The 13214-nt window shown below is 58.9% G+C and carries 13 protein-coding genes and 4 pseudogenes; 12 read left to right on the top strand and 5 right to left on the bottom strand.

What is annotated here, in order from left to right:
* From BN903_RS17790 to BN903_RS00440, 3 genes and pseudogenes are all read left to right on the top strand, one after another.
* Nucleotides 1-183, top strand: a pseudogene (locus BN903_RS17790) (heat-shock protein HtpX); the annotation flags it as partial.
* A gap of 161 nt (nucleotides 184-344) precedes the next feature.
* Nucleotides 345-410, top strand: a pseudogene (locus tag BN903_RS18510) (PH domain-containing protein); the annotation flags it as partial.
* A 320-nt stretch (nucleotides 411-730) separates the two neighbouring features.
* Complete coding sequence (locus BN903_RS00440) at nucleotides 731-931, top strand: hypothetical protein (RefSeq protein WP_052334860.1); 201 nt, start codon at nucleotides 731-733, stop codon at nucleotides 929-931.
* Between the two features lie 142 nt (nucleotides 932-1073).
* Here the strand turns inward: BN903_RS00440 and BN903_RS00435 are convergent, their stop codons facing one another.
* Together BN903_RS00435 and BN903_RS00430 are read right to left on the bottom strand one after the other, a co-directional pair.
* Entirely contained in the window at nucleotides 1074-1646 is a 573-nt protein-coding gene (locus BN903_RS00435) for a DsrE/DsrF/DrsH-like family protein (RefSeq protein WP_048075841.1), read from the bottom strand.
* Between the two features lie 2 nt (nucleotides 1647-1648).
* Nucleotides 1649-1894 carry a sulfurtransferase TusA family protein gene (locus BN903_RS00430; RefSeq protein WP_048075795.1) on the bottom strand — a complete coding sequence of 82 codons (246 nt, stop codon included), beginning with the start codon at nucleotides 1892-1894 and terminating at the stop codon, nucleotides 1649-1651.
* A 246-nt stretch (nucleotides 1895-2140) separates the two neighbouring features.
* Between BN903_RS00430 and BN903_RS00425 the strand changes: the two genes are divergently transcribed.
* The 3 genes and pseudogenes from BN903_RS00425 (at nucleotide 2141) to BN903_RS00415 (ending at nucleotide 4484) form a co-directional block, all read left to right on the top strand.
* Nucleotides 2141-3334, top strand: coding sequence for an MBL fold metallo-hydrolase (locus BN903_RS00425; protein WP_048075840.1), 1194 nt, complete (start codon nucleotides 2141-2143; stop codon nucleotides 3332-3334).
* Between the two features lie 8 nt (nucleotides 3335-3342).
* Nucleotides 3343-3900, top strand: coding sequence for a YeeE/YedE family protein (locus BN903_RS00420; RefSeq protein WP_048075839.1), 558 nt, complete (start codon nucleotides 3343-3345; stop codon nucleotides 3898-3900).
* A gap of 121 nt (nucleotides 3901-4021) precedes the next feature.
* Nucleotides 4022-4484: pseudogene (locus BN903_RS00415) on the top strand (YeeE/YedE family protein).
* 395 nt (nucleotides 4485-4879) lie between these two features.
* On the opposite strand, the gene BN903_RS00410 reads toward BN903_RS00415, so the two are convergent.
* Nucleotides 4880-5179 (bottom strand): hypothetical protein, encoded by a 300-nt coding sequence (locus BN903_RS00410; RefSeq protein WP_048075838.1) that lies wholly within the window; start codon nucleotides 5177-5179, stop codon nucleotides 4880-4882.
* A gap of 293 nt (nucleotides 5180-5472) precedes the next feature.
* Here BN903_RS00410 and BN903_RS00405 point away from each other — a divergent pair, with 293 nt between their 5' ends.
* From BN903_RS00405 to BN903_RS00395, 4 genes are all read left to right on the top strand, one after another.
* On the top strand, nucleotides 5473-6270 hold the full coding sequence (locus BN903_RS00405) for a universal stress protein (RefSeq protein ID WP_048076140.1): 798 nt from the start codon (nucleotides 5473-5475) through the stop codon (nucleotides 6268-6270).
* A gap of 87 nt (nucleotides 6271-6357) precedes the next feature.
* A complete protein-coding gene (locus BN903_RS00400; protein ID WP_048075837.1) occupies nucleotides 6358-6765 on the top strand; it encodes a helix-turn-helix domain-containing protein in 408 nt (135 codons plus the stop codon).
* A 428-nt stretch (nucleotides 6766-7193) separates the two neighbouring features.
* Nucleotides 7194-7352 (top strand): hypothetical protein, encoded by a 159-nt coding sequence (locus BN903_RS17050; RefSeq protein ID WP_195155657.1) that lies wholly within the window; start codon nucleotides 7194-7196, stop codon nucleotides 7350-7352.
* A gap of 9 nt (nucleotides 7353-7361) precedes the next feature.
* Entirely contained in the window at nucleotides 7362-8393 is a 1032-nt protein-coding gene (locus tag BN903_RS00395; protein ID WP_048075836.1) for a sulfite exporter TauE/SafE family protein, read from the top strand.
* Between the two features lie 632 nt (nucleotides 8394-9025).
* Here the strand turns inward: BN903_RS00395 and BN903_RS16185 are convergent.
* Complete coding sequence (locus tag BN903_RS16185) at nucleotides 9026-9217, bottom strand: hypothetical protein (RefSeq protein WP_154017949.1); 192 nt, start codon at nucleotides 9215-9217, stop codon at nucleotides 9026-9028.
* Between the two features lie 532 nt (nucleotides 9218-9749).
* Here BN903_RS16185 and BN903_RS00390 point away from each other — a divergent pair.
* Entirely contained in the window at nucleotides 9750-11198 is a 1449-nt protein-coding gene (locus tag BN903_RS00390; protein ID WP_048075835.1) for a cytochrome ubiquinol oxidase subunit I, read from the top strand.
* On the top strand, nucleotides 11191-12192 hold the full coding sequence (locus BN903_RS00385) for a cytochrome d ubiquinol oxidase subunit II (protein WP_048075834.1): 1002 nt from the start codon (nucleotides 11191-11193) through the stop codon (nucleotides 12190-12192). The genes BN903_RS00390 and BN903_RS00385 overlap by 8 nt, the downstream gene beginning before the upstream one ends.
* A 210-nt stretch (nucleotides 12193-12402) precedes the next feature.
* Here the strand turns inward: BN903_RS00385 and BN903_RS00380 are convergent.
* A pseudogene (locus BN903_RS00380) lies at nucleotides 12403-13144 on the bottom strand (CBS domain-containing protein).
* Between the last annotated feature and the right edge of the window lie 70 nt (nucleotides 13145-13214).

The raw sequence follows: 13214 nt of genomic DNA, 5'->3' as shown, positions 1-13214 counted from the left end.
CGACTTGACGACACGAACGGGAGGACGCGACCGACGGCTGACCTCCGCGATCACATTGCGGCGACGGGCGCGGTGAACGTACTTCCGATCGAGAGGGACTCGATGGCCGGTCGACTCGGCGCGACGCATCCCTTGACTGCGATCCGCGTAGAGCGGCTCCGTCGACTGGTCGCTGCCGAGTGAGAATCAGTCCGAAGCCGTGTGAAACTGTCTGAAGAATAGGATTTCAACAAAGCCGTTGTGACGACTGATGGGCTATACAAGAAAACAGGAATCCTTTCACATGATGTCCAACGTATCAATTTCGAAAGGTACAGAACACTTCCTACAGCCAGGATTGCTTTGGCTCTCGGTTCAGCTACGGTAACGTGGATATCTCGACCGCTGGCGGCTCTGGTATCGTGATGTAGTTCCGGTCAGTCCCCGAACCGCGCAAAATTCAGGAGCTCATCAACAAGCGGGTGAAGGGCAGCCGTGGTGAACCGACGACGGAATCGGGCGAAACTGAGCGTGACGTACTTGACGAAATCCTCGTCGAACTCAGAGCGATCCGCTCTACTCTCGACACACAACAGGAGACATGTCGGCCACGACGTCTAAAACCGACAATACGGTGAACGAACAATCGACCGAAGAGGACAACACCAGCCATAATGAGTTCGTGAGTAGTAAGCGGAGAGCCGAGAACTCTCCTACCGATCAAAAGTCGGACGATGAACGGTAGCCAGCCATGACGGATTCGATCGACCCGGCTATCCCGCTCGATACCAACGAATTCGTCGAATGGGCCGACCGCCCGCGGATCACGACCATCCTTCCAGCAGTCGTGATCGGTGTTCTCCTCCTCGTCTCCGGGAATGTGGTCAGTATTACTCAAGCGACCCCGCTCTTCCTCGCAGTCGTTTCACTCGGAGTGGCGATCCCGCTCTAGAAATATTTCGCTCTTCAAGCCGTACAATACGTGACTCTCATAGAGATGCGCCCGGACGCACAGGTGCTCCGGAACGGGGAAGAGCACCGTTCCCATCGATGACGTCGCTGTCGGCGGCGAGAGCGCGTCCGACTGGCGACGCTCAGACGAGCAGTTGGATGTCGGCGTCGGCCATATCCTGAAGCGCTGTCGCGGCGCCGACGCCGGTGGTGACGCCGTCGTAGAAGTCGTCTTCGTCGTAGTCCATGAGGTCGATAGTCATCTGGCAGGCTTGGAACTCGACGCCCATGTCGAGGCTCGTCTCAAGCAGTTCCTCGATGGTTGCGGTGTCGTTGTCCGCGATCCGCCGTTCCATCATCTTCGTCGTCACGCGGTCCATGCCGGGGAGCGCGGCGACGGCGTTCGGCACCGGCATGTTGGGGTTGCCGACGGAGCTCAGCTTGAGCTTCTTCGAACGCTCCTCGTGGAGGATCTCCAACCCCCAAAACGTGTGGAAGACGGTCACCTCGTAGCCGAACGCGGCGGCGGTGCTGGCGAGGATGAGCGGCGGATACGCCATGTCGAGCGTGCCCTTCGTCGCGATGATGCTCATCTTCTTGGCATCGTCCTCACCCGCGGCGTCGGCGAGCGCCGCCTCGAGTTCGTCGACGCGCGCGGCCAGTTCCGCGCGTGAGGGGGCGCTGTCGGACGGGGCGTCGGGTGTGTCCGTGCTCATCGTTACTCTGTCTTGCGCACGTAGTGTCTGTACACGTCGTCGCCCGCCTCTTGATTGACGAGTTCGACGCCGGTAGTGCCGGCCGCCCAGCCGTCGAGGTCGCTCATGCTGCCGGAGTCTGTCGCCACCACTTCGAGGACGTCACCGACTGCGAGGTCGTCGATGGCTCCCTTCGTCTTCACCACAGGCATGGGACACGATGCGCCTTTTACGTCGAGCGTCTCCGCGATGTCGTATTGGGAACTCATTGGTTATCTGCTCCGGTAGCCTATATTGGAGCTAACGCACAATACCCTGTGCCGAAATAAAAATTGTCGGTTCTTGTGTTTATTACAAACTACTCTCAGACCGGGTTCTCCTACATACCCGACAAAAACGTTGTTTTTGGGATTCTTCACTATGAAGTGCTTCTTCAGCTACCACAGTATTGCTTAGTAGAGGAAATACTATGAAAATCCTTTTGTGCGTCAGGCCGGTAGATGTAGTTGTCCGATATGAATGCTGATGACTTCCCGACCCCCGACGCCGAGGTGGCGTCGGTCGAGCCCGAAACGCTGAAAGACCGCATCGACGCCGGCAACGACGTGACGCTCCTCGACACGCGGATGAGCTCCGACTACGAGGAGTGGCGCATTGACGATGACAACGTCACGTCGATCAACGTCCCGTACTTCGAGTTCCTCGAAGACGATATCGACGACGACGTCCTCGACCGCATTCCCGACGACCGCGAAGTGACCGTCCTGTGCGCGAAGGGCGGCGCCAGCGAGTACGTCGCGGGCACGCTTGTCGAGCGCGGATACGAAGTCGATCACCTCGAAAACGGGATGAACGGCTGGGCGAGCATCTACGAGACCGTCGAGGTCAGCGACTATGACGGCGCCGGCACGCTCCTCCAGTACCAGCGCCCCTCATCGGGGTGTCTCGGCTACCTCCTCTACGACGACGGCGAGGCCGCAATCGTCGATCCGCTGCGGGCGTTCACCGACCGCTACCTCGACGACGCCGACGAGCTCGGTGTCGACCTGAAGTACGCGCTGGATACCCACGTCCACGCCGACCACATCTCGGGCGTGCGTGACCTCGACACGGCGGGCGTCGAGGGCGTCATCCCCGAGGCGGCCGTCGACCGCGGCGTCACGTACGCCGACGACCTGACGAACGCCGCTGACGGCGACACCTTCGAGGTCGGCGACGCGACCATCGAGACCGTTCACACGCCTGGCCACACGACGGGGATGACCTCCTACCTCGTCGACGGGAGTCTGCTCGCGACCGGTGACGGACTGTTCGTCGAGAGCGTCGCCCGCCCCGACCTCGAGGAGGGCGACGAGGGTGCGCCCGACGCCGCACGCATGCTGTACGAATCGCTCCAAGAGCGCGTCCTGACGCTGCCCGACGACACGCTGATCGGCGGTGCACACTTCAGCGACGCCGCGGAGCCGGCCGCTGACGGGACCTATACCGCGACGATCGGCGAACTCGTCGACGAGATGGATGCGCTCACGACCGACGAGGACGATTTCGTCGACCTGATCCTCTCGGATATGCCGCCGCGGCCCGCCAACTACGAGGACATTATCGCGACGAACCTCGGACAGAACGTCGTCGACGACGAGGAAGCGTTCACGCTCGAACTCGGGCCCAACAACTGCGCGGCGAGCCAGGAGTCGCTCGCGGGTGACTAACGGCCCCGATGGCGACTTCACTTGTGCTGCTTCAGTCGGTCGCCGAGCTGTTCCCGAACGGGATCAGCCGGTACGCCGTCGGTGGGCTACTCGTCGGGCTCGGGACCGTCGTCATCTACGTCGGCACGGGCATCCCGGCGGGGGCGAGCACGTTCCTCGAGTCGACGCTATCGTACGTGTCCGGCCAGTCGCGGTTCCAGCAGTACGTCGGCTCGCGGGACTGGCGGCTCGTGTTCACGGCCGGGATCATCCTGGGCGCGTTCGCGTTCGCCGCGACAGTCCAGTCCGGCGTGGTCACGACCTCGCTGTACGAACCCGGGACGACCGGTCAGCTCTACGAAGTCGCCGGCGTGACGCTGTGGTCGACCGACGTCCAGCCGTGGCGGCTGTTCTTCGGCGGCATCCTCGTCGGAATCGGGACCCGCGTCGGGAAGGGGTGTACGTCCGGCCACGGCGTCTGCGGCGTCGGTTCGGCGTCGAAGACGTCGCTGGTCGGCGTCGCGACGTTCCTGACCGTGGCGATCGGGACCGCGCAGGTCGTCGCCGCGCTGGGGGTGAGCCCGTAATGCGCGAGGCGCGAGGCGCGAACGGAGTGAGCGCTTCGAAGGGCGGTCGGCGGACGGACGTAAGCCGCGAGCAGCGAGCGTCTCGAACCGCTCGAACGGGAGCGACCGGAGGGAGCGACGCGTGAGCGAAGCCCGTCATCCCCTCTTCAAGCCGCTGGTGTTCGTCGGCGGTCTGATATTCGGGTTCGGGCTCGGGTTCAGCCACATGGCGCGGCCGGAAGTCGTGGTGAACTTCCTCCTGTTCGAGGATCTCGGCCTCCCGTTCGGTCATGTTCGGGGCAGCGATCGTCTCCGGGATCGCGTTCGCGCTCCTCCCCCGGATTCGAGATACCGCGCCGCTCACCGGCACCCCCTACGAGCGGCGGCTGAAGCCGTTCGACCGGAACGTCCTCGTCGGCGGTGCCGTCTTCGGCGTCGGCTGGGGCCTCTCCGGCATCTGTCCGGGCGCCGCGTACGCCAGCCTCGGCGTCGGGAACATCACGATCCTGTGGGCGCTCGGCGGGATGTTCCTCGGCGCGTACGCCCAGGGCTACTGGCGGAGCCGGAGTCAGACCCGCGACGCCGCGCCGGCGAGCGCCGACTGACATCTCCCGTTTCGGACGGAACGCGCTCCAACCGCCCTCTTCGCCGTCGTGACGCTCGCCAGCCAGTTCGTGACATAATAATCCCAAAAACGGGTGCGATGAAGATGATACGCCATTTGTGTCTGATTTGGAGGTGTCTAACGGAGCCGAATGAGCACGACCGCCCGGCGACAGGGGTCGATACCCGCTGCTTGGCGGAGAGAGACACCCCTGACGAACCGTTCTATGACTCTTGGGCGCGACACAGGGACCACGGGTGGGATCGTCGTCTCCGGAGAAAATGTTCGGATAAGAGAACCCTGATTGGACTCCTACGCGGAGTGGATGACCGACCCGATCAAAAGATGTGTGTCGGCGGGAGACCTCCGAATCCACCGTCGGTCTCGCCGGAGTGATTACGTTGAGCTTTCGGTGGACCTCTCGTCCGACGCACTATCCTTGGACAAGTCGGACTCCGTCTCTTGCGGGCCCTCCAAGAGGAGAGTCGTACCGCCAGCAGCGACCATACCAACACCGAGGGCCCGGAGCTGACGGACGTACGCTGGGTTTGCTTCAAGATCAGAGGCGTTATCGAAGTTCTTCCCGATCATCTTCTTTGCCAGCTTGACGCTTAGTTGGGGGAAAACCGCAGTCACGACCCCTTGTAACAGTACGAAGGCGGCACCGAATACACGCCGTTTTTCACAGCTCATTATACACCACTGTACGATCTATTCAGGTATAAGTATTGTTACTGTCGTTCAATACTGAGATGTTCGGGTCCCTCAGTCGTCCGTTTCTCGCCGCTGCGGACAAAACTATACGGATTCCTCTCACCGATCAGTGGGGTGCTGTCGTATCTGTCGGATACAGGGCTGGGATTTATATCTGCCGCGATGGTATTGTGAGTAGTGAGAAATATCAACTGGTGCCGTGACACGACGAGGTGTCATCGGTGACTGTGAAGTCGGCAGTACTGGCAACGGATCTCTCGACGGCGAGCCAGACGATGATCGAATCAGAGACTGGGCTGCGCTGTCTCAGTCAGATCGGCGTCGAGCAGATCCACTTGGTGACGGTCGTTCCTTCGAGTGTTCACTCTGGGATGCCCGGAATCAACTTCGAAAAGCGACGCAAGCGCGCGCTAGGTCGCTATCAGTCACAGATAGAGGACGCTGGTTTCGGCGCTGAGACGCACGTCGTTCGAGGAACGCCACACCGTCGGATAAACGGGATCGCCGGCACAGTCGGTGCGGACCTGATCCTTATCGGATCACGAGGCGAGAGTCCGCTCGAGAACAGGGTGATCGGATCCACGGCGCGGAATCTCGCTCGAACGGCGGTAGTCCCGCTGCTCGTCGACCGCATCGAGCGTGGTACCGACACACCGGGGACGGTACGCCGGCATCTGTTCAAGCGGACGCTGTTCGCGACGGATTTCTCGGAGAACGCGGAGCGCGCCTTCAACACGTTTGAGTACCTCCGTCACGCGACCGAAGAGGTCACGCTGGTACACGTTCGGTCCCCGAAAGACGACACCGGTGACCATGCCGAGGTTGAGTCACGTATGCAACCGCTTGTTGAGCGGCTCGGAGAGTGGGAGTTAGACGCGAAGACCGACATTCGACGCGGGGACCCGACCAAAGAGATCCTCCGAGCCGAGCGTGAACACGAACCAAGCACGATTCTCCTCGGCTCGCGCGGCCGGAGTCGCTTGCGGCGGCTTCTCATCGGGGACGTCTCAGAGGACGTCGTTGCCAGGGCGAGCGGGAATGTCTTTTTAGTTCCACAGCGACGGTCACCATGATATTGGACCGCGCATCGCCTTCTTGGGTAGAATTGTGTATTCTACACAAGAAACTTACAACGGCCGCCCGTACTATCAACTAGTAACATGCCAGATTCAGTGTCCAAACAACTTCGAAGCGACATGGAGTGTGAAGGGTTACTGGAGTGTTTCCACGGTCACAAACCGTTAGATCGGATATGCTTCGAGGTACTCGTTGAGAGTGAGGAGCCACTTACGGTAGACGAGATTGGAGAAGCGACCGACCGCGAGCGATCCACGGCGTATCGCGCTGTCCAGCGGCTCCTCCAGTCCGGACTGATCAGCAAAGAACAGGTCAATTACGATCAAGGCGGCTACTACCACGTGTACCAGCCGACCGATCCAGAGCAAGTCGCCGACGAGATGCAGCGGATGCTGAACGATTGGTATGCGAAGATGGGACAGTTAATTCAGGAGTTTGAGAACAAGTATAACGATACTGACCCGTCTGAACCCAATACGGCGCCGAACTGAGGGCAGTATCGCAACTCATCTGCGTGTACCGTATGTTCGACGGTAAGAGGTGGGCGATCACTCACTAACCCTTCCACATTTATTCTGACCGTCTGTTTATATATTTCGCTATAATTTCTCGGATTAGCGGTTATTCTATCCAGTTTTCACCGTTCTGACTACAATAAGTAGCCCACTCTGTTATCGAACGGAGGAGGACTCAAAAAGATCCGACAACAACGACAGAGATAGTTGTTAACAGGAAGCAGCTATATATTCTCATAACTTATTACTAACTTCTCTATCGTGCCTCGTTCACCACGAGAATATAGTATTGTGTAGTTAACCCAAAACTGTTATATCCGCAGACCGGCTACGTCCAACTATATGGTCGACATCAATCGCGCACTTCACGCCGGAACCCGCGAACACGGCCACGGTGGTATCAGATGACGGGAACAGAGATTCTCGTCGGTTCCCCCCCGTCACTTCAAGCGCTCGCAGTGATAGCGATAGTGCTCCTTGAAGCGGTCCTTCTCTACGTTGGCTACGGCACCGTCGAGGACGCCGTTGGAGCCATCGTCCTTGACCGTCTCGCGGAGACATAGGTGTTTGAAATGATTCTCGGCTTTGAGCTGTTGGGCCTCAGCGGGGAGCTCATAGCTCTGTTCGTCGCGTTCGGCTTCATGGTTGGCGTGTTCTTCGGCTTTTTCGGGATGGGGGGATCGTTCCTCGTCACGCCTGCACTGCTGATACTTGGCTACCCAGCTCCAGTTGCGATCGGTAGCTCAATGACGTTCGTCTTCGGGACGGCTGTTATTGCGACGATGAAACATCACGACGCCGGGCAAGTGGATTACAAGCTCGGTGCGCTGATGTTCGTCGGCATTGCTGCCGGTATCGAACTCGGGAGCCGGCTCGTGTTCGGGCTTGAGGTTCTCGGGATCGCGAACGTTGTCGTCGGTGTCGCGTACGTCCTCCTGCTGGCCGCGATTGGGGTGTTGTTTACGCGGAGTGCGCTGGACAACGACCAAGACGCCGGTACTACTGATGATGAGCCTACCGACGGTGGCACCGACGACGAGGTGCCTGAGATCGCACAAAAAATCAAATCGTACGATATCCCGCCGATGATGACTCTCGCAGACGGGAGCAAGGCGTCGCTATGGACGATCTCCGGAGTCGGTGGTGGTGTCGGACTCGTCTCCGGATTCTTGGGCGTCGGCGGGGGCTTCGTTCGGATGCCCGCGATCTATTACGTGATTGGCACGTCGTTAGCAGCCGCGGTCGGAACGAGCCTCTTCGGTGGCCTACTGTCGGGAGCCGTCGGCGCATTCACGTACGGGCGTGCGGGCGTGATAGACCTCGGGATCGTCACTGCGCTCCTCGTCGGCAGCGCGCTCGGCGCACGGATCGGGTCGAGTGCGACCGCGTACGTGGATGAGGATGATGTGACTATCTACTTCGGGATCATGCTGCTCGTCGCCAGCCTAGCAGTCGGGCTGGGCGAACTCGCTGAGTGGCTCTCGATGCCGATACTCGATCAGCTCAGTTTCGTGCTCCTGATCGGATCTGCATTGTTCGTCTGTCTGATGATCCTGTACCACGGCACACTGGCGGTACGTCGTACGCGCAGCGTCTCGACATAAGCGACGGGTTGACGGCCGGGCGGATCGCTGAAACGATCTAAGGCCGTGACCGAAACTGTGAAATCGGCTGTGAAAAGCTCGCTTACCTTCGCCATTCGAACGCGGTTATGATTCCGTGAGTTCCGCGAAATCGTCTTGGTATGTATAGTCTGTAAAATCAAGCACTTCGTCAAACAGAGAATATCTACGACTTACAGCGATTCAACACAGCCTGGACATTAACGCTGATGTGTGAGATCGCTCACAAAAACGATACTTGTTCGTGGAGATGTGGTACCTGCTGTCTCAGTCGTCTTTAGTTGAGCTTGACAGTGATACACACAGATCGAAATATTCCGTGTAGTATTGAAGCGTACTAATTAAATGAGTCAGACATCGTATCCACTGAAACCAAGCAATAAACTGACCCTAGAAACACGGTTTTCTCGCCGTAGAGGGGTAAGATCGCCAGAATTCGAGCAGAGACTGGGCTAGAATAGTATTACTGTAAGTATTAACTAAAGATGGATGGTGAGGGTGCCATAGAACAGTTCACATTCCCGCTGTATAGCGATCTATGTCAAGAGTAGCTGGCTTTGTTGAAATCCTCTGTAGTTGATAGTTTCACACTCCAATCGCTCAGTACAGGGCGTTTAGTCATCGTGCTTCACTGTCTTCGTCGTCCAGGTAAGATGTATCTCCCAATCGGGAATTTTAGGGTTGTCATGGCGAAGTGCGTAGGCACTATTATTGATCTCTACCCCGTTCTCGTACGCCGTCTGTACCACCCTATCTAATGCGTTTTGAAGTTCTATCTTTGTTTTCGGGCCAGTTTCGTCGCTCATGGACGAACAATGGCGTCAACGGGGATACTATCGTACCTACGATACAAATGGATTGAAGTGAGCAATCCGCACGCTTCAGCTAACGACTGTTTCAGGCAGAAATATGTCTGAAGAATAGGATTTCAACAGAGCCTTTTGATTGGGAAACCTCCTAGGTCTATGTTGAGACCGTCACAAACTTCGGCCGTGTAGTTCAGCTGATCCGGCGTTTTACAATAATTGTGCCCGTCTTCGATCTGAGAACAAAGATGACATGAGCTCCGCGGGCGAATCTGCTGCTGACAGGCTCGCCCGCGTGTTCCCCCCAGTCTTAGTCAGTTAGGCGGCGAGACTGCTCAATGTGGTGTACGGGTGCTCAGAGGCCCTCAACGTTGAGGATATCAAAGAGTGTAACGAGATTATCCCAGCACGCCTGTAGCCACCTCGTATTGACTACGGTAACTACGGCTCAGCGGATATAAGCTACTGTAGTACGGTTCTCTAAAACGAGAACTGTACGGCTTCTCTTTTTGATCCGTGAGTAAGTAAAAATATGTTCTCGACAGTACTATCTGACGCCTTGATTCAGGGGTGGGTGCTCCAGCTCTCGCCGGAGCTCGCGAGCCGTGCGCAGTTCGGCTGGACGATCAGCGTTCACATTATTTTCGCCGCCCTCTCGGTCGGGCTCGCGCCGTTCATTATCTACTTCACGTGGAAAGACGTTCGGAGCGACGCCGAGCGGTTCACACGGCTGCGGTCATTCTGGGTGAAGGTGTTCGCCGCCGGCTTCGTCATGGGGACGGTCACCGGCATCCCGATGAGCTTCCAGTTCGGGACGAACTTCCCGCAGTTTGCTGAGGTAGCAGGGGAGATGATCGGCGGGCCGCTCGCATTCGAAGCGAAGATGGCGTTCTTCCTCGAGGCAGTCTTCCTTGGGGTGTTGCTGTTCGGCCGGGAACGCGTCAGCAATCGGACCTACATCCTCTCGTCGGTACTAGTTGGAGTCGGAGCTTGGTTGTCGGCCTTCTGGATCCTGATCGTCAACGCTTGGATGCAGACTCCACAGGGCTTCGAGATGGTCATGCGCAACGGAATGGAGGTTGCGAAGCTAACCGATCCGATTGCCGCGTTCTTTACTCCGCGGATGCCTTGGATGTATGTACACATGGTCAATGCGTCGGTGATTTCCGTCGCGCTGCTGGTCGCCGGCGTCTCGGCGTACATCGTCTGGAAGAAGCGCGACGCCGCCGCATGGAACACAGCGTTGAAAATCGCAGTTATCATCCTGCTCGTCACCGCTCCCTTACAGGCTCTCCACGGCGACGCGTATGGTCGTCACGTCGCAGATACACAGCCGCAGAAGTTCGCGGCGATGGAAGCTCACTACGAGACCGGCACGGCGGACTTACACCTGCTCGCGTTCCCGAAGAGCATCGACGCGATCACCGATCCGAAAGCGGAGAACCTCTTTACAGTGAGTCTCCCGGGCGTCGGGTCGTTCCTCGCTAGCGGGGGTGACTTCGACGCCGAGGTGCTTGGATTAAACGAGTACGAAGAGAACCCGCCCGTCGCGATGGTGTTCTGGTCGTTCCGATTCATGGTCGGGCTCGGATTCCTGTTCATCGGGCTGGCGCTGTGGGGCGGGTATCTCATCTACGACGGACGCCTCTCGGAGAGCGATCGGTTCCTGAAGGCGATCATCGCCGCGTCGCCGCTCGGCTACGCGGCGCTGCTTACGGGGTGGTACGTCACCGAGATCGGCCGTCAACCGTGGGTCATACAGGGCGAACTCAGAACTAGCGAGGCCGTCTCGTCGACGTTGACCGGAACGGAAGCGACTCTGACACTCGTAGGGTTCGTCGTCATCTATATTGGACTGATCTCGGTGGCCCTCTACGTGCTGCGGTGGCTAGTCAGAGACGAGCTTCGCGAACTCGGTGTCAAGCTATCAGACGACGACCGCTGGTACGGTCCGGTTCCGAAGGTGACCAGTGATGACTGAGCCGTTGTTGCTCGTCGACGCGTATCTCGTCGACGCGCTCCCCGAGATCTGGTTCGGCGTCGTCATGTTCGCGCTGGCGATGTACGTAACCCTCGACGGGTTCGACTTCGGAATCGGGATACTGTACGCGACGCGCGACGACGAACACGAGAAGGAGACGTTCTTGACGGCGTTCGGTCCGGTTTGGGACGCGAACGAGGTGTGGGTCGTCGCCTTCGGAACGATGCTGCTCGCGGCATTCCCGCGGGTGTACTCCCGAGTGTTGGCCGACCACTACCTCCTTGCGATCGGCTTCGTGCTCGCGCTGCTCTTCCGAGGGCTCGGCCCAGAAATGCGCGAACAGCGCGACGACGAGCGGTGGAAGCGGTACTGGGATTACTCCTTTATTGGAGGGAGCTTCCTCGCGCCGTTGCTGTTCGGCACTCTCGCCGGTCGGTGGGTCTTCGACGTGCCGACACTGTCGCTGCCGGCACTGCTGACCGGTGTCGGCCTCGTCGCCGTCTCTGTCGTCACAGGGGCGGCCTTTCTGACGGCTAAAACCGGGCCACAGTTAGCGTCGGACCTGCGGATGTACGGAATCATCGCGACGCTGGTGTACTTGATTGGGGTCGTTGCCCTGCTGACGACTGTCGTTGTAACTGATGCCGGAGGTGCTGCTGAGACAGTTCTTTCGCTTCCTGTAGGTACGATTGTCTTCTTGTCGGTTGTTGCGGGAGGAGGCGGGAGTGTTCTTGCCCTGCGCGGCGAGTACCGTACTTGGCTGGTGGGCGCGCTCGCGCTTCCTGCGCTGTTGAGCCTGCTGGTCGCGCTCCTGCTGTATCCAACTATCTATCCGCCGACCGGTTTGACGGTTCGAGAAGCGGTTGTCTCACCGTTAGCGCTGAATCTCGTGACGATTCTCGGATTTCCGGCGCTTCTCCTCGTACTGTGGTACTTCAAATTCCTCTATGGCGTGTTTAGCGGTCCGATCGAGGGTGAGGGATACAAAACATGAGCTTGTAGACCACTGCGTTGGCGTCGGCGAGCTTTTCGATATCGGTTCAGACGTGGGCCGTTGCGACGGTAAGTTAGCTACAGACTAGATCTGTAGGTCGTAAACCACGGCTACACCGTCGACCTCGCCGAGTCAATCTCGGTTCGTCTCACCGATGATCGGCGTCTGCTGGAAGAAGACCCCGCTGTCACGCAGTGCCCGCACCAAAGACTACGTCACAACGGCGGCGATAAGGTCCACGGTTATCGAGTCGACAATCTCGACGCTCTCGACGACGCGGAGCCCTTCCTTCTGCGCGGTCTTCGCCATCCCGAGTTCGACCGGGGTCCGTGGAACGATCACGCACGCGTCCATCGTCTCAATGCTGGCTTCGCGCGGCCATCGCCTGGTAGTGGCCGTCGGCGGGGGAGAGCGCGCCGCCGTTGTCGATGACAACGAGCGACTCAACGAGCCCGTGGTCGACTCGTCTGGCGCCCATGGAGACAATCGGCGTATACGCGGGCCTGTGTCGGGGTTAACACGGAGATCGCCACCTCCCAGCGCTCCTTGTCGAGGCCGACGCCGTGGATCTACGAGTGGGTACGTACCAGATTTCTGATCTTTCTGGGTGTCGCGCGCTCGATCTACAAGCGGACCACATCGCTGTTCGAGATGATCCCAGCGGGGTTGTCGGCGTCGTCGACGATCGCGAGCCGCTGTAGCCCGGACCTGAGGATCACCCGGGCAGCGTCGTCTACCTTCCTGTCGGGTGCGCGACGATCTGGTCCTTCGTCATCACCGTGAACGCGGGGGTATCGTCGTCCGCAAGCAGCAAGTTACCGGCCGAGACGAACCCTTTCACGGTTCGACTCTGCGTGATAGGGAACCCTGCGTGTCCGTCGCTGTCAGCCATGCGGCGCGCGACGGTCGCTACCGTCTTATCCGGGCTAACCGTCTCCACTTCGCGGGTCATGTACTCCCCGATTGTCGGTTCTCGATTATCGTCTGCCGTACATGCTCACGGGATAATAGGCGCGGGATGA

Source organism: Halorubrum sp. AJ67, from assembly GCF_000513435.1.
The sequence above is the reverse complement of the archived record's forward strand: the minus strand, read 5'-3'. Positions and strand labels throughout refer to the sequence as shown.